26 protein-coding genes are annotated in these 18608 nt (G+C 44.3%); 24 read left to right on the top strand and 2 right to left on the bottom strand.

What is annotated here, in order from left to right:
- The first annotated feature begins 28 nt into the window (after window positions 1-28).
- The 22 genes from rplF (at window position 29) to NLX82_RS26785 (ending at window position 15496) form a co-directional block, all read left to right on the top strand.
- The gene (rplF, locus tag NLX82_RS26890; RefSeq protein WP_013312152.1) at window positions 29-571 is read left to right on the top strand and encodes a 50S ribosomal protein L6; all 543 of its coding nucleotides are present in this window, start codon (window positions 29-31) and stop codon (window positions 569-571) included.
- Between the two features lie 115 nt (window positions 572-686).
- Window positions 687-1055 (top strand): 50S ribosomal protein L18, encoded by a 369-nt coding sequence (gene rplR, locus NLX82_RS26885; protein ID WP_007432568.1) that lies wholly within the window; start codon window positions 687-689, stop codon window positions 1053-1055.
- Window positions 1056-1082: 27 nt separating this feature from the next.
- Window positions 1083-1580: a 30S ribosomal protein S5 gene (gene rpsE, locus NLX82_RS26880; protein WP_013312151.1), complete on the top strand. Its 498-nt coding sequence runs from the start codon at window positions 1083-1085 to the stop codon at window positions 1578-1580.
- Window positions 1581-1592: 12 nt separating this feature from the next.
- On the top strand, window positions 1593-1778 hold the full coding sequence (gene rpmD / locus NLX82_RS26875) for a 50S ribosomal protein L30 (protein ID WP_013312150.1): 186 nt from the start codon (window positions 1593-1595) through the stop codon (window positions 1776-1778).
- Window positions 1779-1821: 43 nt separating this feature from the next.
- Window positions 1822-2262 carry a 50S ribosomal protein L15 gene (rplO, locus tag NLX82_RS26870; protein WP_013312149.1) on the top strand — a complete coding sequence of 147 codons (441 nt, stop codon included), beginning with the start codon at window positions 1822-1824 and terminating at the stop codon, window positions 2260-2262.
- Window positions 2262-3560, top strand: coding sequence for a preprotein translocase subunit SecY (secY, locus tag NLX82_RS26865; protein ID WP_013312148.1), 1299 nt, complete (start codon window positions 2262-2264; stop codon window positions 3558-3560). Before rplO ends, secY begins: the two co-directional genes overlap by 1 nt.
- Before the next feature lie 90 nt (window positions 3561-3650).
- On the top strand, window positions 3651-4295 hold the full coding sequence (locus tag NLX82_RS26860; RefSeq protein WP_013312147.1) for an adenylate kinase: 645 nt from the start codon (window positions 3651-3653) through the stop codon (window positions 4293-4295).
- Window positions 4296-4300: 5 nt separating this feature from the next.
- The gene (locus tag NLX82_RS26855; protein WP_023990556.1) at window positions 4301-4840 is read left to right on the top strand and encodes a M24 family metallopeptidase; all 540 of its coding nucleotides are present in this window, start codon (window positions 4301-4303) and stop codon (window positions 4838-4840) included.
- A gap of 9 nt (window positions 4841-4849) precedes the next feature.
- Window positions 4850-5158, top strand: coding sequence for a KOW domain-containing RNA-binding protein (locus NLX82_RS26850; protein ID WP_254349282.1), 309 nt, complete (start codon window positions 4850-4852; stop codon window positions 5156-5158).
- Between the two features lie 2 nt (window positions 5159-5160).
- Window positions 5161-5376 (top strand): translation initiation factor IF-1, encoded by a 216-nt coding sequence (gene infA / locus NLX82_RS26845; RefSeq protein ID WP_006212898.1) that lies wholly within the window; start codon window positions 5161-5163, stop codon window positions 5374-5376.
- 117 nt (window positions 5377-5493) lie between these two features.
- A complete protein-coding gene (rpmJ, locus tag NLX82_RS26840; protein WP_003333770.1) occupies window positions 5494-5607 on the top strand; it encodes a 50S ribosomal protein L36 in 114 nt (37 codons plus the stop codon).
- A gap of 21 nt (window positions 5608-5628) precedes the next feature.
- Window positions 5629-5997, top strand: coding sequence for a 30S ribosomal protein S13 (rpsM, locus tag NLX82_RS26835; RefSeq protein WP_007432560.1), 369 nt, complete (start codon window positions 5629-5631; stop codon window positions 5995-5997).
- Between the two features lie 19 nt (window positions 5998-6016).
- Window positions 6017-6412 carry a 30S ribosomal protein S11 gene (gene rpsK / locus NLX82_RS26830; RefSeq protein ID WP_013312144.1) on the top strand — a complete coding sequence of 132 codons (396 nt, stop codon included), beginning with the start codon at window positions 6017-6019 and terminating at the stop codon, window positions 6410-6412.
- 135 nt (window positions 6413-6547) lie between these two features.
- Window positions 6548-7492, top strand: coding sequence for a DNA-directed RNA polymerase subunit alpha (locus tag NLX82_RS26825; protein ID WP_007432558.1), 945 nt, complete (start codon window positions 6548-6550; stop codon window positions 7490-7492).
- Between the two features lie 34 nt (window positions 7493-7526).
- Window positions 7527-7892 carry a 50S ribosomal protein L17 gene (rplQ, locus tag NLX82_RS26820; RefSeq protein ID WP_013312143.1) on the top strand — a complete coding sequence of 122 codons (366 nt, stop codon included), beginning with the start codon at window positions 7527-7529 and terminating at the stop codon, window positions 7890-7892.
- A 151-nt stretch (window positions 7893-8043) separates the two neighbouring features.
- On the top strand, window positions 8044-8829 hold the full coding sequence (gene truA, locus NLX82_RS26815) for a tRNA pseudouridine(38-40) synthase TruA (protein ID WP_023990555.1): 786 nt from the start codon (window positions 8044-8046) through the stop codon (window positions 8827-8829).
- 183 nt (window positions 8830-9012) lie between these two features.
- Window positions 9013-9450 (top strand): 50S ribosomal protein L13, encoded by a 438-nt coding sequence (gene rplM, locus NLX82_RS26810; protein WP_013312141.1) that lies wholly within the window; start codon window positions 9013-9015, stop codon window positions 9448-9450.
- 20 nt (window positions 9451-9470) lie between these two features.
- The gene (gene rpsI / locus NLX82_RS26805; RefSeq protein ID WP_013312140.1) at window positions 9471-9863 is read left to right on the top strand and encodes a 30S ribosomal protein S9; all 393 of its coding nucleotides are present in this window, start codon (window positions 9471-9473) and stop codon (window positions 9861-9863) included.
- A 1706-nt stretch (window positions 9864-11569) separates the two neighbouring features.
- Window positions 11570-12262, top strand: a complete 693-nt coding sequence (locus tag NLX82_RS26800; RefSeq protein ID WP_068939394.1) for a phosphoadenylyl-sulfate reductase — start codon at window positions 11570-11572, stop codon at window positions 12260-12262.
- 53 nt (window positions 12263-12315) lie between these two features.
- Complete coding sequence (gene sat / locus NLX82_RS26795) at window positions 12316-13485, top strand: sulfate adenylyltransferase (protein WP_068939392.1); 1170 nt, start codon at window positions 12316-12318, stop codon at window positions 13483-13485.
- A gap of 68 nt (window positions 13486-13553) precedes the next feature.
- Window positions 13554-14330 (top strand): N-acetylmuramoyl-L-alanine amidase CwlD, encoded by a 777-nt coding sequence (gene cwlD / locus NLX82_RS26790; protein WP_254349281.1) that lies wholly within the window; start codon window positions 13554-13556, stop codon window positions 14328-14330.
- 59 nt (window positions 14331-14389) lie between these two features.
- Complete coding sequence (locus NLX82_RS26785) at window positions 14390-15496, top strand: Mrp/NBP35 family ATP-binding protein (RefSeq protein WP_023990487.1); 1107 nt, start codon at window positions 14390-14392, stop codon at window positions 15494-15496.
- Between the two features lie 34 nt (window positions 15497-15530).
- Here NLX82_RS26785 and gerD read toward each other — a convergent pair whose 3' ends face one another.
- Both gerD and pdaB read right to left on the bottom strand, forming a co-directional pair.
- On the bottom strand, window positions 15531-16262 hold the full coding sequence (gerD, locus tag NLX82_RS26780; protein ID WP_254349280.1) for a spore germination lipoprotein GerD: 732 nt from the start codon (window positions 16260-16262) through the stop codon (window positions 15531-15533).
- 106 nt (window positions 16263-16368) lie between these two features.
- Entirely contained in the window at window positions 16369-17148 is a 780-nt protein-coding gene (gene pdaB, locus NLX82_RS26775; RefSeq protein ID WP_023990485.1) for a polysaccharide deacetylase family sporulation protein PdaB, read from the bottom strand.
- 98 nt (window positions 17149-17246) lie between these two features.
- On the opposite strand from pdaB, the gene NLX82_RS26770 reads away from it, so the two are divergent.
- Entirely contained in the window at window positions 17247-17861 is a 615-nt protein-coding gene (locus NLX82_RS26770; RefSeq protein ID WP_053326181.1) for a stage II sporulation protein M, read from the top strand.
- A gap of 192 nt (window positions 17862-18053) precedes the next feature.
- Window positions 18054-18284 carry a hypothetical protein gene (locus NLX82_RS26765; RefSeq protein ID WP_013312131.1) on the top strand — a complete coding sequence of 77 codons (231 nt, stop codon included), beginning with the start codon at window positions 18054-18056 and terminating at the stop codon, window positions 18282-18284.
- Window positions 18285-18608 lie beyond the last annotated feature (324 nt).

Below are 18608 nucleotides of genomic sequence, written 5' to 3'. Positions count from 1 at the left end.
CGTTTAAAAGATAGGAGGTGCAACAGATATGTCCCGTATTGGTCGTAAACCAATCACAGTACCAAGTGGTGTTGACGTGACTTTGAACAACACAGCGATCACAGTTAAAGGTCCTAAAGGAACATTGACTCGTGAGCTTCATAAAGACATGTCCGTTACTGTGGAAAACAATGAAATTAATGTAGTTCGTCCTTCGGACAACAAACTTCACCGCTCTTTGCATGGAACAACCCGCAGCGTTGTCAACAACATGGTAAGTGGTGTAACTGAAGGGTTTTCAAAATCTCTGGAGCTGGTTGGGGTCGGATATCGTGCAAGCAAATCCGGAGATAAAATCGTTCTGAACGTTGGATACTCTCACCCGGTTGAAATCACACCGGAAGCGGGCATCGAATTCGAAGTTCCTTCGAACACTAAAATCATCGTTCGCGGAATTGATAAAGAGCGTGTAGGTGCCTACGCTGCTAAAATTCGTTCCGTTCGTGAACCTGAACCGTACAAAGGTAAAGGGATTAAATACGAAGGCGAGCGCATCATTCGTAAAGAAGGTAAAGCCGGTAAGAAGAAATAAGTTTCTTACCGACTTTGTGCGGTCTTTCTGCAGGAAAGACTTCGTACTTCTTTTTTACCCAGTGCGTCTTAGTATGAAGTTTTAAAAGGCAAACTGAAGGGAGTGAAAACTTGAGATGATTACAAAACAAGATAAAAATAAAGCACGTGTCAGAAGACATCTGCGTGTACGTAAGAAAATCGAAGGTACGGCTGTACGTCCTCGTTTGAACGTATTCCGCTCTTCCAAGCATATCTACGCACAACTGATTGATGATGTAGCTGGTGTAACATTGGTATCTGCATCCACTATGGATAAAGAACTGAGCAGCGAAATCAAAAACGGCGGTAGTGTAGAAGCAGCTCGTAAAGTTGGCGAACTCGTTGCTAAACGTGCGAAAGAAAAAGGCCATGCTAACATCGTATTTGACCGTGGTGGATACTTGTATCATGGACGGATTCAAGCTTTGGCTGATGCAGCTCGCGAAGCAGGCCTTGAATTCTAAGACATTTCTCAAAAGGAGGTTAACGACTTGCGTGTAGATCCGAATACTTTGGAACTGACTGAAAGAGTAGTAAATATTAATCGTGTAGCTAAAGTTGTCAAAGGCGGACGCCGTTTCAGCTTCAGCGCTCTTGTAGTAGTGGGCGACGGCAACGGCTGGGTAGGCGCTGGAATCGGTAAAGCTGGCGAAGTACCTGATGCAATTCGCAAAGGTATTGAAGATGCTAAGAAAAACCTGGTTCACGTTCCACTCGTAGGAACAACAATTCCTCACCTTGTTACAGGTAAGTTCGGTGCTGGCCGGGTTCTGTTGAAACCGGCATCGGAAGGTACTGGAGTTATCGCTGGTGGTCCGGTTCGTGCTGTACTGGAACTTGCTGGTGTAGGTGATATCTTGACAAAATCTTTGGGTTCTTCGAATTCCATGAATATGGTCAATGCGACTTTGGAAGGTTTGTCCCGCTTGAAACGCGCTGAAGAAGTTGCAAAATTGCGCGGCAAATCCATCGAAGAGCTGCTGGGCTAAGGAGGGAATATCATGGCGAAATTAGAAATTACCCTCGTTCGTTCGTTGATCGGCCGTCCTGGTAATCAGAGAACGACTGTTAAAACGCTCGGCTTGCGTAAAATCAACCATAAAGTAGTTCAACCCGACAATGCAGCTATTCGCGGGATGATTAATCAAGTTAGCCATTTGGTTTCTGTTAAAGAAATTGAGGCTTAAGAAATAAAGTATTTTAACAATAATCAAGGAGGTGCAACGAACGATGAAGTTACATGAGCTTTCCCCAGCTCCAGGCTCCCGCAAAGAACGTAAACGTTTGGGTCGTGGTCCTAGTAGCGGTACGGGTAAAACTTCTGGTCGTGGTCATAAAGGTCAAAACGCTCGTTCCGGCGGTGGTGTACGTCCGGGCTTCGAGGGTGGTCAAAACCCACTGTATCGTCGCTTGCCTAAACGCGGTTTCGTAAATCCTACTCGTAAAGAGTATGCGGTTTTGAATATCGAAGATTTGAACAGTTTTGCAGCGGGTACAGAAGTAAGCCCTGAGTTTTTGCTGAACAATGGCATTGTGAAAAACGCTAAATCCGGAATCAAAATTCTGGGTAACGGTGAAATCACTGTGAAATTGACAGTTAAAGCGAACAAGTTCTCTCAATCTGCGGTAGAGAAAATTGAAGCTGCCGGCGGTAAAACCGAGGTGATCTAATGTTCAAGACCCTGAAAAATATATGGCGGGTTGAGGATCTTAGAACCCGAATCCTGTTCACCCTGTTTATACTCTTTGTATATCGTATTGGCTCCTTTGTGCCGGTTCCCGGCGTGAACAAGCAAGTCTTTACTTCTCAGGATCAGGCAGGAAGCGAGTTGTTTGGACTCCTTAACACCTTCTCAGGGGGCGCATTGTATCAGTTTTCGATCTTCGCCCTCGGGATTATGCCATATATTACAGCGTCCATCATTGTACAGTTGCTGTCAATGGACGTGATTCCGAAACTTGCGGAATGGGCTAAACAAGGAGAGCATGGTAAAAAGAAGTTGGCTCAAATTACGCGTTATGGTACGGTAATACTTGGCCTGATTCAAGCATTCGGAACGTCGATTGGCTTTAATCGACTGTACGGTGCAGCGATGATTCCAGGAGCCACTTTTGCAGATTATCTGGTCATTGCCATTGTGCTTACAGCAGGAACTACGTTCCTTATGTGGCTCGGTGAGCAAATTACCGAAAAGGGAATCGGCAATGGTATCTCTATTGTTATCTTCGCAGGGATTGCAGCGGGTATTCCAAGACATATTCGGACGGTTGTAGAATCTCAGTTTATTCAGGCAGATCAGCTGTTTATGAATATTCTGAAGGCAATTATAATTGCCCTGGTGATTGTTCTGATTATTGTTGGTGTTATCTACATCCAGCAAGGTATTCGGAAAATCCCGGTACAATACGCGAAACGTGTAGTTGGCAACAAAATGTACGGTGGCCAGAATACGCATATTCCGATGAAAATTAATGCGGCAGGCGTTATTCCGGTAATCTTTGCGGTATCATTGCTGCAATTCCCGACAATTATTGCGAGTTTCTGGGCAGATCATGTTTGGGCTAAGTGGGTTACCACTTACTTGTATTATGACAAGCCGCTGGGCATGGTTTTGTATGTCGTAATGATTATCGGTTTCACATTCTTCTATACCTTTGTACAGATGAATCCGCAGCAAATGGCCGACAATATGAAGAAAAACGGCGGTTATATTCCGGGAATTCGCCCGGGTAAAGCCACGGAGAAATACTTGACACGAGTAATGTCACGTTTGACAATGACAGGAGCCTTGTTTCTGGCAGTCATATCCGTTTTGCCGGTATTCTTCGGTTCGCTTTCGGGCTTGCCTCGTTCCGTGCAAATTGGCGGTACTTCATTGCTCATCATCATTGGTGTAGCATTGGATACAATGAAGCAAATCGAAAGCCAACTGATCAAACGCCATTACAAAGGCTTCATCAACAAATAGGCAATAGGTACCGGCTTAGGATGTTCGCATGCTTACCGGCACCTTTTGTGCTGTTTCTTGTGTAGGGGTCGTCTTGAGGAGTGACAGATTGTGAATATTTTGATCATGGGCCCTCCGGGGGCTGGTAAAGGTACACAAGCAGATGTCATTGTGAAGGAATTCGGCATTCCTCATATCTCGACAGGTGATGCTTTTCGCCTAGCGATGAAACAGGGAACACCTATTGGCATTAAAGCTAAAGAATATATCGACAAGGGTGAACTTGTTCCGGATGACGTAACAATCGGTATCGTTGAAGAACGGCTACAACAGCCAGATTGCAAGAAAGGGTTCTTGCTGGACGGTTTTCCAAGAACTTTGGCTCAAGCTGAAGCCTTGGATCAAATTTTGGGTCGTTTGAATACGAAGCTAGATGACGTCATCAACCTGAAAGTGGATAGTGACAACTTGTTGGCACGAATCACAGGACGGCGGGTTTGTAAAAGCTGCGGAACTAGCTATCATATTGTCTTTAATCCTCCTAAGGTTGAAGGCATTTGCGATAAAGACGGTGGGGAACTCTATCAGCGTCCTGACGATAATGAAGATAGCGTAAGAACACGACTTGACGAATATAGTAATAAAACAGCACCACTCCTCACGTTTTATGAGAACCAGAATCTTCTGCGTCATATTGACGGAGAACAGGATATTGATGTGGTTTCCCAAAATATCGTGTCCTTGTTGCGGGGTTAGCTGTAATGATCATTTGCAAGTCGGGGACGGAATCAAGCTTTATGAGGAAAGCTAAGAGAATAGATACGGAAACGGATCATCTCTTGGCAGGACACATCGAGCCCGGTATTACGACCGGTGAACTTGATCATTTAGCTGATCGGTATATTCGCAGTCAGGGAGCTGTGCCGTCTTTTAAAGGTTATAACGGTTTTCCTGCTAGCATTTGCGCTTCAGTCAACGAACAACTGGTGCACGGATTTCCCGGCAAACGCAAGTTAAACAAAGGCGATATCATCGCGAAAACTCGCCAGTTTACAATGTCGCATGCCATTCAGCAATATATTGAGAATCCAAACCGTGGTATTCCTGAGCAGGGGCCGAGGCTGAAAACCGGCATTGGGCTGGCTATTGAATCAATGATTCAGATAGGTTCTCACCATGTAGGGACGCTGGAAGACAACTGGACGGTCGTTACGATGAACGTAACCTCATGTGCTCATAACGAGCAAGCGGTGACGTGCGAAACGGGCGGCATGGACATTTTCACGAAACTGAGTGCGTAGGTGATTGTAATGGTTCAGCAAGGAAACCTGCAAATCGGTCAGCTGGTGAAGATTCTGAAAGGCAGAGGTGCCGGACAGATTGCGGTTGTCGTTTCAGTAGCAGATAGCAGGTTTGTATATATTGCGGATGGGGATAAACGAAAGTTTGATCAAGCGAAGAAGAAAAATGTTCTTCATTTGGTGCCTCAGCCAAAGATTAGTAGCGAGATTGTAAACAGTTTAAACGAAAGCGGTCGGGTGACGAATGGAAAGCTGCGCCATGCAGTGAAAACTTTCCTGGACTCGTCCGAATACCAAGCTGAAGAGAAAGGAGACTGACTTTGGCCAAAGAAGATGTCATTGAGGTTGAAGGTACGGTAATCGAGCCACTGCCGAACGCTACGTTCAAGGTAGAGCTGGAGAACGGTCATCAAATTCTTGCTCATGTTTCCGGAAAGCTGCGGATGCACTTTATCCGTATTTTGACAGGCGACAAGGTGGTTGTACAGTTATCGCCTTACGATTTAACCAAAGGCCGTATAACGTACCGCAAGTAATTCATGCAGGTTTTTATTAAACGTATGTCATTTAAAAAACTTGTTTTGCTCGGCAAAACGATGTGAATGTTCACGAAGCGAGTTTTACCAGGGTAAAGCTTGGAGGAGGTAATCAACATGAAGGTAAGACCTTCTGTAAAACCTATTTGCGAAAAATGCAAAGTCATTCGCCGCAAAGGGAACGTAATGGTTATTTGCGAAAATCCGAAACACAAACAAAAACAAGGTTAATAGAAGGGGGTGTAGCGTAAAATGGCTCGTATAGCTGGTGTGGATTTGCCACGTGACAAACGCGTTGAGATCGCCTTGACTTACATTTTCGGAATCGGTAAAACGACTTCTCAGAAAATCTTGAAGGAAACAGGCATCAGTGCAAACACGCGTGTTCGTGATTTGACTGAAGATGAAGTGAGCAAATTACGTGAAACGATCGACAAAGAAGTTAAAGTAGAAGGCGATCTGCGTCGTGAAATTTCCTTGAATATTAAACGTCTGACTGAGATTGGCTGCTACCGTGGTGTTCGTCACCGTCGTGGGTTGCCTGTTCGCGGACAACGTACTAAAACTAATGCTCGTACCCGTAAAGGTCCTCGTCGGACTGTAGCGAACAAAAAGAAATAAGAAGGGAGGATAACATTCAATGGCTAAACCGAAAAAAGTTGTACGTACAAAACGCCGTGACCGTAAAAATATTGAGACTGGCGTGGCACACATCCGTTCCACGTTCAACAACACGATCGTTACGATCACAGATCCACACGGTAACGCAATCTCTTGGGCCAGCTCAGGCGGCATGGGATTCCGTGGTTCCCGTAAATCTACTCCATTCGCAGCGCAAATGGCCGCAGAAACTGCTGCTAAAGCTGCTATGGAACACGGCATGAAAACTGTCGAAGTCATGGTTAAAGGACCTGGTGCAGGTCGCGAAGCAGCAATCCGCTCTTTGCAAGCTGCTGGTTTGGAAGTTAACCTGATCAAAGACGTAACTCCGGTACCTCATAACGGATGCCGTCCTCCAAAACGTCGTCGCGTCTAATGAGATTTCTCCTCTGCGTGTAGTATAGATCCGGCACAAACTGCCAAGAATGGATGTTTAGGTATACTGCATGATAGACTATGGATAAGGTGAATGTTTCATATAGGAGCGACGTTTTGAAGGAGGGATATTGCAGTGATAGAAATCGAAAAGCCGAAAATTGAGACGGTTGACGTCAATGATGATGGCACCTATGGAAAATTCGTAGTAGAACCGCTGGAACGCGGATACGGTACGACGTTGGGAAACTCGCTTCGCCGTATTCTGTTATCCTCGTTACCGGGGGCAGCAGTCACATCGGTTCAGATCGATGGGGTTCTGCACGAGTTTGCAACGGTTCCCGGTGTGAAGGAAGACGTAACGGAGATCATTCTGAACTTGAAAGCTTTATCGCTTAAAATCCACTCGGATGAAGAGAAAGTACTCGAAATCGATGCGGAAGGCGAAGGAGTTGTAACGGCAGGAGATATCCGTGCGGATAGTGATGTGGAAATTCTTAATCCGGATCTTCACATTGCTACGCTCGGACCGGGTTCGAGACTTCACATGCGTATTTTTGCCAATCGCGGTCGCGGTTACGTTAAGCAGGATCGGAACAAACGTGATGACCAGCCGATCGGCGTCATTCCCGTCGACTCCATCTACACTCCGATTGCACGCGTGAACTACGGCGTAGAAAATACGCGTGTCGGCCAGGTTACGAATTATGACAAGCTGACACTTGAGGTTTGGACTGACGGAAGTATTCGTCCCGAGGAAGCAGTGAGCCTTGGAGCCAAAATTTTGACCGAGCATGTGATGTTGTTCGTGGGTCTCACGGACGAGGCAAAAGATGCTGAAATTATGGTTGAAAAAGAAGAAGACAAGAAAGAAAAAGTTCTTGAAATGACGATCGAAGAGCTGGATCTCTCCGTCCGTTCCTATAACTGCCTTAAGCGCGCTGGTATCAATACGGTACAAGAACTCACGACTAAATCTGAAGAAGATATGATGAAGGTCCGTAACTTGGGTCGCAAATCTTTGGAAGAAGTACAAGAGAAGCTCGAGGAACTTGGTTTAGGACTTCGTACGGAAGAATAGTACAGCAACGTTTTTGTGAAGGAGGGGAAATTACATGGCATACCAAAAATTGGGCCGTAACTCCAGTGCCCGTAAAGCTTTGTTTCGTGATTTGGTAACCGATCTGTTCTTGTATGAGCGTATCCAAACTACTGAGGCTAAAGCGAAAGAAGTTCGTTCTATTGCTGAAAAACTGATCACCAAAGCGAAAAAAGGAGATCTGCACGCACGTCGTCAAGTGGCTGCGTTCGTTCGCCGTGAAACTTTGGATGGTGAGCAGGATGCAATCCAAAAGCTGTTTAGCGAATTGGCTACACGTTACACTGAGCGTCCAGGTGGATACACTCGTATCCTGAAATTGGGACCTCGTCGTGGCGACGCCGCTCCAATGGTATATCTGGAATTGGTTGACCGCGCGTAAACAGGCGAAGATGAGGGAAGGGTGGACAGAATCGGCTTGATTCTGAACAACCCTTTTTTTCTCTTGGAGGAGTCCTTGAGGGGCTTCTCCTTTGTTATGTTCGGTTATTCCTTGCAAGGCCAGAGACTACCCCTACAAAGGTGTGAGAAGCATGCGGAACTTGTGCATGAAGGTGAACTATGACGGAACCCACTATGATGGCTTTCAGACGCAGCCTAACGGTAACACCATTCAGGACTGCCTTGAACATGCTATTTACTCATTGACGGGCGAGCGTCTTAAAATTACAGGCTCAGGCCGTACAGATGCAGGTGTACATGCATACGGGCAGGTATTCAATTTTCACACTGAATCGCCGATTCCGTTGCAGCGCTGGTGTCTGGCACTTAATGCCTGGTTGCCTCGTGATATCATCGTTACGGATGCGAGAGAGGTGCCACTGTCCTTTCATGCACGCCGCATGGCGAAGCGGAAGACATATCGGTACAGTATTAATGCGAACCGGTTTCCGGACATCTTTCACCGTCGTACACAGGCCCATCATCCAACGAGTCTGGATGTAAGAGCGATGGAGGAAGGGTTAGCTCATTTAGTTGGCACCTTTGACTATACTTCGTTCGCATCTCGACGTTCCCAAAAGACGAATCATGTTCGCACTATTTACGAAGCCTATATGACAGTAGACCATTCCTTTTCACGTCCGGACTCGGATGATCAGGGAATTATCCATACTTATATTACAGGTAGCGGATTTTTGCAGCACATGGTTCGGATTATTATGGGTACTTTGCTGGAAGTGGGAGAAGGCAAAAAATCGTCGGATGATATTCCTTCCATTTTAGAGGCGAAAAATCGTTCAAAGGCCGGACCTACGGCCGTTGGACACGCTTTAACGCTCTGGAATGTAGAGTACGACGAAAACATCAAAAAACATTGATTTTACCCTTGCGGAATTGATGGTTATCCTGTAATATAAAAGTTGTGTTTTCTTAATGGCTTTCCCACAGCCCCAATTAAGATAATCACTTTAAATTAACATCTAATCCATCAATAATGCAGCAACTTAACGAACGAAGATAAATGATGATTTCTGTTAACGAACTTAAGGAGGATACTTTTCATGCGTACTACGTATATGGCGAAGCCAAATGAAGTTGAGCGCAACTGGCACATCATTGATGCCGAAGGCAAAACGCTCGGCCGTCTGGCAAGCGAAGCGGCTGCGTTGATTCGCGGCAAACACAAGCCACAATTTACACCACATGTGGACACAGGTGATTTTGTTGTTGTAATCAATGCGGAAAAAATCGTATTAACCGGTAAAAAAATGGAGAACAAGAAATACTACCGTCACTCCCTGCATCCGGGTGGTCTGAAAGTAACGGTTGCACAAGAAATGGTTAAGAACAAGCCTGAGCGTATGTTGGAATTGGCTGTTCACGGTATGCTTCCTAAAACTCGTCAAGGCGAGAAAATGAAGCTGAGACTTAAAGCTTACAGAGGCACTGAGCATCCACATGCAGCACAAAAACCTGAAGTTTACGAACTTCGCGGATAATTAAAAGGGAGGACAGTTTCATGGCACAAGTACAATACTATGGGACAGGTCGTCGTAAACATTCGGTAGCTCGTGTTCGTCTCGTACCGGGTGAAGGACGCATTGTCATCAATAAGCGTGATATTAATGAATATTTCGGTTTGGAAACTCTCAAACTGATCGTAAAACAACCACTGAACCTGACAGAAACAGTTGGCAGCTATGACGTACTCGTTATCGCTCATGGTGGTGGTATCTCTGGTCAAGCCGGCGCAATTCGCCATGGTATTTCCCGTGCTCTGTTGAAAGCAGATCCGGAATTCCGTCCAGCTTTGAAAAAAGCAGGCTTCTTGACTCGTGACCCACGTATGAAAGAACGTAAAAAGTACGGTCTCAAAGCCGCTCGTCGTGCACCACAGTTCTCGAAACGTTAATATTTCGAATACAGAAGAACCTTTTCCTTATGGAAAGGGTTCTTTTTTATTTAGTCATTTCCTGATTATTATCCACATGTGGATAAGTAGACCTACTCTAAAATTCATAGGCTTCAGCATGTTTCTGCGAATACATAAATAACCGCATGCAAATGCATGGAACACGAAAAGTTATCCACGATGTAATTGAAGACGATATTGTTATACACAAATACAGTTTGCTATTTCCACGGAGTTTATTCTGTAATGTTTATAACCTGTGACTAAAATATAATGTTCGACTATTCAATATAGCCTCATCTTAATATTCTCTGCTAAGTGCTGTTTCACTAGATACTTTGCTTTCACTTGTTTATGTAAAGTCCCTTGATATGTTCTGGCTGGTATTGTCTATGCCTCTTGTACAGCTGTTTTGGGCGCAGCTAGGGATACGGCAAGGAATACCTCTTTTTATTTGTGTGCACTGAGAGAAGGACGCTCTTTAGCCTGGCACTGTCCGCTTTCTAGGCTACTGCTATGGCAATGGCGATGTACATGTTACTGGTAATGGAAATAGTCTACACAGCAATCGCTCCAAACTATAACTGGGAGCACCATGTATTGTCCGACTGTGTCTACCCTCATAAAATTGACCCATCTTGATGTCAGGCTTTAAATAGGCTTCCAGTAGCGATAAGAGTCTTGCTTGTGTCCAGGGATCAATCCCTCGGGAATTGCCTCTATAAGCGCTTTAGGATTGGATAGAGGCATAATAAGAGTTCAGCGCGCAGTCATTTCTTTTATAATTTCCACAATGAAAGCATCGCTGACGCCAGAGCTCCAGAATAGTGTAGTCGATTTCATCTGGCTAAAAATTCGAGTAAAGGCTAGTTTGCCTTCATCTGAACTCGTCCACATACGGACTTCATCTTTGGAATGCAAAATAAGAGCTTTGAAACCTAAAGTTATTTTCAATTCCCTCGGCTAGCACCCTTCGATAATCTCAGAAACGATGTTGCTTTCTTCTACAGATGATTCTTGCTTGATCAAGCAACCCAAAGCTGTTCAGCATTGCTGCCGCGCACTAGGCCAAGATTAGGATACGCTGCTCCTAGATGCCTCTAAAGCATTTCACTCAGAAGATCCACAAGCATATGTATAGTACAATAATACATTTTGGCTATAGAAATCATTCAACTAAGTAATTTTGCGTAGCAAGGTAGGTTGTCAAAAAAATGCTTATCCGCACGTTCGGCTTGCTCTTCCAAAGTCAAAACCATAGGGCATATTCCTTCAAGGACCAAAGTATTCCCATATATTGTTATATGAGAAAGCCCTTTGTTTAAAAGCGTACTGGTGGTACGCCTTTGTCTTCGGCAGAGTAGAGAACAAGCCGTCTTTGTTGACGTAAAAAGCCTCCATTCAAGCATACCTTCAGCTACACTAGTTATTTTTAGTAACCAAAGAGCCTATGGACCATTTTCAAGTGTTTGGTATAAGAATATTTTATATAAAGCCAATGAACTTGGTTGGATACGCAAGAAAGCATTAAAGAATGCTGACAGAACAACATTCCTGCAAATTTGGGTAGATAAATGCTTACATCAGGACATTTTGCCTTGGATTGACAATGATTGTGAAAGTTTTATACTGTATTTAATCTTATTAGTTTAGTCGGTATTGAAATGCCACTTATTTATGAATCTTCATATGGAGGCGCATTGATAATGAATTTATTGGAGAAAGAAGCGTTGATTAGAGTCAAGGCAATTGAACTGGAAGAGGCTACGCCAGAGGAAGTTATCCAGTATGCTGTTCTTACATTTCCCAATCTTACCTTTGCTTGTAGCTTCGGAGCAGAAGATGTAGTACTAGTAGATATGCTTCAAAAAATTAGCCCTTCCACCGACATTTTTTACTTGGACACCGACTTTCATTTTCAAGAAACTTACGATACGCGAGATCAGATGAAAGCCAGATATAATTTGGATTTTGTCAGGGTCTCTCCCTTAATTACTCCTGAAGAGCAAGCGGCTGAGCATGGAGAGGAACTGTGGAAAACAGATCCTAACACATGTTGTGGTATACGCAAAGTTGAGCCCCTGACACGCATTTTGTCACAATACGATGCATGGATTACTGGTATTCGCCGGGATCAGGCCCCTACCCGTGCGAATTCAAAAAAGGTAGAGTATGATGAAAAGTTTGGACTCGTTAAATTTAATCCCTTGGCAAGCTGGACATCCGAGGATGTATGGAACTATATCCGTACTCATGAAGTACTGTATAATCCATTGCATGACCGCAATTATCCCAGTATCGGTTGTGAGCAATGTACCCGTGAAGTTCTACCAGGTGAAGACCCTCGTGCAGGTCGCTGGTCAGGCAATGAGAAAACAGAGTGTGGGCTCCATCAATAAAATGGTATTCAGGTAACTATGAGTCGTATTTATGAAGAGAAGGGAAGTGCATTATGACTGCAATTCTTCCGCATGGCGGAACACTTGTTGATAAAATCATTACAGGACCGGAGCAAAAAGCACTTTTGCAGGCTGCAGGAGAATTGTTTCCTATCCGTGTAAACTCATGGACCATTTCTGATCTGGATTTGATTGGAGTGGGAGCTTTCTCTCCTTTGACGGGGTTTATGAATGAATCTGATTATCGGTCGGTGGTAACAGATATGCGTCTTGCCGATGGTACAGTCTGGAGTATTCCCATTACTCTTGCAGTTGTAGAAAGTGTAGCCCGTGAACTGAAATTAGGTCAGCAGGTGGCTTTGGTGGGTGAAACAGACGGTACTATCTATGCTGTACTTGATATTGAAAGTATTTATCAGGTAGATCAGGCTGAGGAAGCCAGACGAGTATTCAAGACCGATGACCCGGCTCATCCTGGCGTAAACAAACTGTTAGATCGACCTGCTACGTATGTTGGTGGATCTGTGCAAGTGCTGAATCGGCCGGAGCCCACACAATTTAGTGAGTTTTACTATACACCATCACAGACACGCGACTATTTTGTAGAAAAAGGCTGGAAAACAGTGGTCGGTTTTCAAACACGAAATCCGGTACACCGGGCACATGAGTATATCCAAAAAAGCGCGATGGAGATTGTGGATGCTTTGTTTCTAAACCCACTCGTTGGTGAAACCAAGTCAGATGACGTTCCGGCAGATGTGCGTATGAAGAGCTATCTGGTGCTGCTGGACAATTATTATCCGGCTGATCGGACTTTTCTGGGGGTATTTCCTGCTGCCATGCGATACGCGGGTCCTAGAGAGGCCATTTTCCATGCTATTGTGCGAAAAAACTATGGCTGCACCCATTTTATTGTTGGAAGGGATCATGCCGGGGTAGGAGACTATTATGGTACCTACGAAGCACAGGAAATTTTCAGGCACTTTACACCTGAAGAGCTGGGGATTACTCCATTGTTCTTTGAACACAGCTTTTATTGCACTCGATGTGGAAATATGGCCTCAAGTAAAACATGCCCACATCCCAAGGAGCATCATTTGACGCTCTCGGGCACCAAGGTACGGGAATTGTTGCGCTCTGGGGTTTGCCCGCCACCTGAATTTACACGACCGGAAGTTGCTCAAGTGCTGATTGAAGGTATGAAAGAATTTGTTCATGCCTGAGTTGTACTATCTACACGCCTCGTCCCATATAGATTATTAGTATCTGTATAGGACGGAGGCGTTTTGTTATGCAAAAAAATAATCGTAAAAACGAGGTTACACTGTGGATTCGCTATCGGACGTTGCAAAAAATGCTGTTGGGCTGTTGTCTCGCCGTTCTGTTTATTACACTGGCATTGTATGAGATACCTGCTTCGAGAGCTTGGACCCATTGGAGTTTACCCCTTACTGGTAAAGTAATTGCTATAGATGCTGGACACGGAGGGCCTGATGGAGGGGCGGTTAGCAAAGAAGGAATTATTGAAAAGGATATTAATCTGGCAATCGCTTTTTATTTGCGGGATTATTTGCAGCAAGCAGGTGCTGTTGTTGTCATGACACGTGAGGATGACCGCGACCTGGCGCAGCAAGAAACGAAAGGTTATTCCAGAAGAAAAACGGAGGATTTGAAGCAGCGTGTGCGTATAATTGAGGAGCAGAAAGCGGACCTCTTTCTAAGTATTCATATGAACAGTATTCCGTCGAGCCGTTGGAGTGGAGCCCAGACCTTTTACGTTCCTAACCATGCAGATAACGAGAATTTGGCGTCTTTAATTCAGGAAGAAATCAAACGCAACTTGGAAAATACGGACAGAGTGGCTAAGACCGTGAACACAGTTTATTTATTGAAAGCTCTCAAAATGCCATCAGCCCTTGTAGAAGTCGGATTTTTGTCCCATCCAGAGGAAGCTAGACGACTAAGTGACGTGACCTATCAAAGGCAGGTGGCGGCGTCCATATATAAGGGGATTTTGCGTTACAGTGCCGGGGAAAAGGGGATCTCACCAGCACCTGAGGCCAGATAGTGGTATACTGTAAGTGTTTACCACTCCGTAATTCATTAAAGCAGAGGTGCTGATAATTCATGCAATCAAGAGAGCAAGTTATAGAGCTACTTCAACAAGTGCGGGAGCCTCAAACAGGACGCCGTCTAGTCGATCTCCATTTTATTCGGGATGTGGTTGTTAAAGAGGATCGGGTATCCCTGACCGCTATTAGTTTGAATAGCCAGGAAGAGACGTGTGCAGAACTGGAGCGGGAAATCCGGCAGACATTAGAAGAGGCGGGATTAAGCCACGTCCATATTCGTATTCGTGAGGCATCTGAGCATGAAAAGTCCGCAATTCAAGCTGTGGAGAATACCGAGGAAGCCGCTGACCCGGTTTTGACCAAAGGACATGCTGTCGGTATGGAAGAACATGAGCTGCTTAGCCCAGCATCTGGCGTCCGGTTTATTGCCATTGCAAGCGGAAAAGGTGGTGTCGGAAAATCGACAGTAGCTGTAAATTTGGCTGCTGCTTTAGCTAGACAGGGGAAGCGTGTGGGTTTAATTGATGCGGATATCTATGGATTTAGCGTGCCGGATATGATCGGGGTGGAGGAGGTTCCTTCTGTCGAAGATGGTATCATTCAGCCGGTGGAGCGATTCGGTATCAAAATCATGTCTATGGGCTTCTTTGTCAGAGAGAACAATCCGGTGATTTGGAGAGGTCCCATGCTGGGGAGAATGCTCAGACAGTTTTTTAGTGATGTTGAATGGGGACAACTGGATTATATGATACTCGATTTACCACCAGGGACTGGCGATGTAGCGCTTGACGTACATCAAATGATTCCGCAGAGTGAAGAAATCATTGTCACTACCCCACATGCAACTGCAGCTTTTGTAGCTGCACGTGCAGGGGCTATGGCGCTCCAAACAGATCATAAGGTCATTGGTGTTGTGGAGAACATGTCCTATTATGTATCCTCTACCGGAGAAAAGGACTATGTTTTTGGACGCGGTGGCGGGGCTATGCTGGCAGATACCCTTCATACGAAGCTGCTGGCGCAAATTCCGCTGGGTATCCCAGACAATCACCCTTCAGAAGCCGACTTTTCTCCATCCGTATATAAATCCGAGTCGGCGACAGGGGCAATTTACAATGATATTGCTGCTCAAATTACGACGTTGCACGCGGAATTTGAATAAGAAAAAAAGGCTGGTTGTTGAACCAGCCTTTTTATTATTGGCCTCCACCTTGTTCTCCTTCGCCTCCACCACCACCTTGCTTCTGATCAGCAGAGCCACCTTGCTCACCGCTTTTTTTCTCAACCTTAGGTTGGAGTTCCTCTTGTACGACAGTTTTAAGTAAATTCATGACTTCAAGCCGAAAAATCGGATTCTGCATGGCATCATGCATGACTGTCATAGATTGTTTGCGATATTCAGGAGTTTTAGTTAAGTCCATATACATCTTGGTCAGTTCTGGCGACTTAAGCATCGCTTCAATTGATTTTTGATAAGAAGGGTCTTTTATAAGTTGCATATGAAGCTGTTTGCTTTGGCTGTTGATGGCTTTGGCAAATTCTCCGGCAAAACGCGGATCAGTCATAATTTTTTCGATTTCTTTTTTATATTCAGGTGATACCAAAGTATCTTTGACTGCGATCTTCATCTGTTCAGCCGATTGCATGGGCATAAGCATTTTCATTCCCATGCTGCCACCAGATCCACCACCAGCCCCCCCCTCTTCACTGCTTTGACCGGATTGTCCTTCTTTTGAAGTGCTTTCCCCGGTTAAAGCCTCTTCTACGGCTTTTTTTCCGTCATCGCTTTTCAAGATATCGACAACCATCGTTTTCATCTCTTTATAACTGTTCTGGGGGGGCGCAGAACCCTGATCCGAGCCGCAGCCACTCAGTGCAACGCCCAGTACGCATACCGTGCTAACAAATCGCAAACGAGTCCAATTCATGGCCGTATTCCTCCTTCATCATGAATGTGGATAGTATGCGGATGAATGCGGAGAAATATGTCGATTTGCTTTTGGTTTTTAGCTGAGAACGATGTAAAATAACTCCTTAAAGACCCAGTGCCTGATCGCGTACCTCTTTGCCTTTTACTGTACCCTGTTGAAGCAGTTCAGATACAGTCACGAATTCATAGCCTTGTGCGCGCAACTTGTCGATAATGACGGGCAAGGCTTCATGTGTTTGTTTACAGGAATCACTGGCATGCAGAAGGACGATATCGCCAGGATGCGCTTTATTTACAACACGGTCGATTATGACCTGAGTACCAGGGTTTTTCCAGTCCAGGGAATCTGTATCCCACTGAATGGTTTTGTAGCCTAAAGTGCCGGCAACCTGAAGGACCCTTTTATCAAAGTCGCCATTAGGCATACGGATCAACTTCGGGGACTGTCCCGTCAGTTCGGTTAATGTGGTATGAGCAATGGAAATCTGCTTACGAATATCTTCATCGCTTAAGCTACTGTAATTTTCGTGTTTATGGCCATGACTGCCGATCTCAAATCCGCTTTCTTTAATCTGATTCACAAGCTCTGGATGTGTTTTACTCCAAGGGGCAGAAAGAAAAAAGGTGGACTTGGTCACTTTTTTATCCTCAAGGACTTTTAAGATGGGGGCAGTACGTTTATCACCCCAACTAATATCAAAGGTGAGAGCGATCAGCTTTTTGTCTGTGGGTACACTATAAATAGCGGTTGGTGCTTCCTCGGAAAAAACCGTAACATTATCGGTTTCTACATAAATGACTCCAACAGTAAAGACGGCTGCAGCCATTACGATTAAGAATCGTTTGATTTTTTTACCGTTCAATACATAGAAAAAAGAATTCATGGTTAATAACGCCCCTTTCATCCTAGAAGTGCTTGTTTACTTAAAGCTATGCCGGGGGTTGTCAATTATTCCATTGAACCAATAGGAGGAATTATCAAATGGGACTAAAAGCATTTTTTCACGATTTACACACGACAAGACGGTTAATTTTAATCTCTGCATTTCTTTTCTGCACAAGTATTATGGTGGGATGGTTAAGTACAGGCACTATTCAATCCATGCTGGCGCAACAAATGGAGGGGCTGGGAGAAGTAGCGCAGCGCTTGCAGAATTCTGAGCATCCACAATGGAGTTTTTTTGTATTCATCTTTTTCAATAATGCAATTAAATGTGTGCTGGTTATATTTATGGGGGCTGTATTTGGAATCGTACCGTTTATATTTTTAATTGTGAACGGTATGGTTTTAGGGTTTGTAGTACACTTGCAGACAGATATGGGAAGAAGTATGTATGAAGTTGTTGTCAAAGGGTTACTGCCTCACGGTGTGATTGAATTGCCTGTTTTGATTATCGCCTGTGCCTTCGGATTGAAGTTTGGAATCAACATAATGTCTACTATAGGTACAAGCATAGGGCTAAAGCGCAAAGGAACTGGCCCAGTGTGGGATGTATTTATGAAACAAACGTTGAGGGTGTCCATATGGTCTGTCATCTTACTGCTTATAGCAGCTGCAATTGAGAGTGGCATAACTTATCGTTTATTGTCACAATAAAATATTATGGCCAATTATTTATATATTTCCTGAAAATTGAACATAACAAAGGGGAGAGCCTAAAGAGAAGCTGAAGATTAATCGGGGTAAGTTTGAAACCTTAGCAGTTGAGTTTAAAAACAGGTAAAGATTGGAACAATAGTTGAGCAAATATAAGTACTATATAATCTGCTGATAAGGGAGTATGGTCATATGTTGGGAATGCTGTTTAACGAAAAAGAATGCAAGGAACTTGACTACGTTCTTCGTAAGGAGCTAGATGAAATGCTGCTTGATATGAGCGATACTCGATTGGATCAAGATATTCGCTACGCAATCGCACTACGATATAAAACAGTCTTTCGCATGTATGCCCGTTTTGCACCCGCCAAGGAACTATCAAAATATGCTCGCAGAGGGCGAGTCCCACAAACCAAACAATGAAAAGATAAGATGAAACTATATCAGAGATATCAGGAAGTAAACTATTTTAAAAAGATTATACTTTCTGATATCAAAAAAAGTATTGACTCTATTCAATATTCATGGTAAATTAATTTTCGTTCCTTTTTGAAGGATTTGCTCGAAAAAAAGAAATTAAAAAAACTCTTGCAAATTCTAAAAAGAGATGATATATTATAAAGGTCGCCACTGAGACGCGGTGACGAAACAAAGTAAGACATTATGCAAGTTTGATCTTTGAAAACTGAACAACGAGTGAGTACGGATTTTGTTTACAAAATCCAACGCTGAAATTTTGGTACATGC

It is taken from the genome of Paenibacillus sp. A3M_27_13 (assembly GCF_024213315.1).
Taxonomy (GTDB): Bacteria; Bacillota; Bacilli; order Paenibacillales; family Paenibacillaceae; genus Paenibacillus; species Paenibacillus polymyxa_B.
This window is presented reverse-complemented; position numbering and strand designations above follow the sequence as displayed.

What these genes read in the sequence shown, in the direction of transcription:
- rplF (WP_013312152.1), top strand. Translation starts at nt 29, where the DNA reads ATGTCCCGTATTGGTCGTAAACCAATCACAGTACCAAGTGGTGTTGAC.
- rplR (WP_007432568.1), top strand. Translation starts at nt 687, where the DNA reads ATGATTACAAAACAAGATAAAAATAAAGCACGTGTCAGAAGACATCTG.
- rpmD (WP_013312150.1), top strand. Translation starts at nt 1,593, where the DNA reads ATGGCGAAATTAGAAATTACCCTCGTTCGTTCGTTGATCGGCCGTCCT.
- rplO (WP_013312149.1), top strand. Translation starts at nt 1,822, where the DNA reads ATGAAGTTACATGAGCTTTCCCCAGCTCCAGGCTCCCGCAAAGAACGT.
- secY (WP_013312148.1), top strand. Translation starts at nt 2,262, where the DNA reads ATGTTCAAGACCCTGAAAAATATATGGCGGGTTGAGGATCTTAGAACC.
- NLX82_RS26855 (WP_023990556.1), top strand. Translation starts at nt 4,301, where the DNA reads ATGATCATTTGCAAGTCGGGGACGGAATCAAGCTTTATGAGGAAAGCT.
- NLX82_RS26850 (WP_254349282.1), top strand. Translation starts at nt 4,850, where the DNA reads ATGGTTCAGCAAGGAAACCTGCAAATCGGTCAGCTGGTGAAGATTCTG.
- rpmJ (WP_003333770.1), top strand. Translation starts at nt 5,494, where the DNA reads ATGAAGGTAAGACCTTCTGTAAAACCTATTTGCGAAAAATGCAAAGTC.
- rpsM (WP_007432560.1), top strand. Translation starts at nt 5,629, where the DNA reads ATGGCTCGTATAGCTGGTGTGGATTTGCCACGTGACAAACGCGTTGAG.
- rpsK (WP_013312144.1), top strand. Translation starts at nt 6,017, where the DNA reads ATGGCTAAACCGAAAAAAGTTGTACGTACAAAACGCCGTGACCGTAAA.
- rplQ (WP_013312143.1), top strand. Translation starts at nt 7,527, where the DNA reads ATGGCATACCAAAAATTGGGCCGTAACTCCAGTGCCCGTAAAGCTTTG.
- truA (WP_023990555.1), top strand. Translation starts at nt 8,044, where the DNA reads ATGCGGAACTTGTGCATGAAGGTGAACTATGACGGAACCCACTATGAT.
- rplM (WP_013312141.1), top strand. Translation starts at nt 9,013, where the DNA reads ATGCGTACTACGTATATGGCGAAGCCAAATGAAGTTGAGCGCAACTGG.
- rpsI (WP_013312140.1), top strand. Translation starts at nt 9,471, where the DNA reads ATGGCACAAGTACAATACTATGGGACAGGTCGTCGTAAACATTCGGTA.
- NLX82_RS26800 (WP_068939394.1), top strand. Translation starts at nt 11,570, where the DNA reads ATGAATTTATTGGAGAAAGAAGCGTTGATTAGAGTCAAGGCAATTGAA.
- sat (WP_068939392.1), top strand. Translation starts at nt 12,316, where the DNA reads ATGACTGCAATTCTTCCGCATGGCGGAACACTTGTTGATAAAATCATT.
- cwlD (WP_254349281.1), top strand. Translation starts at nt 13,554, where the DNA reads ATGCAAAAAAATAATCGTAAAAACGAGGTTACACTGTGGATTCGCTAT.
- NLX82_RS26785 (WP_023990487.1), top strand. Translation starts at nt 14,390, where the DNA reads ATGCAATCAAGAGAGCAAGTTATAGAGCTACTTCAACAAGTGCGGGAG.
- gerD (WP_254349280.1), bottom strand. Translation starts at nt 16,262, where the DNA reads ATGAATTGGACTCGTTTGCGATTTGTTAGCACGGTATGCGTACTGGGC.
- pdaB (WP_023990485.1), bottom strand. Translation starts at nt 17,148, where the DNA reads ATGAATTCTTTTTTCTATGTATTGAACGGTAAAAAAATCAAACGATTC.
- NLX82_RS26770 (WP_053326181.1), top strand. Translation starts at nt 17,247, where the DNA reads ATGGGACTAAAAGCATTTTTTCACGATTTACACACGACAAGACGGTTA.
- NLX82_RS26765 (WP_013312131.1), top strand. Translation starts at nt 18,054, where the DNA reads ATGTTGGGAATGCTGTTTAACGAAAAAGAATGCAAGGAACTTGACTAC.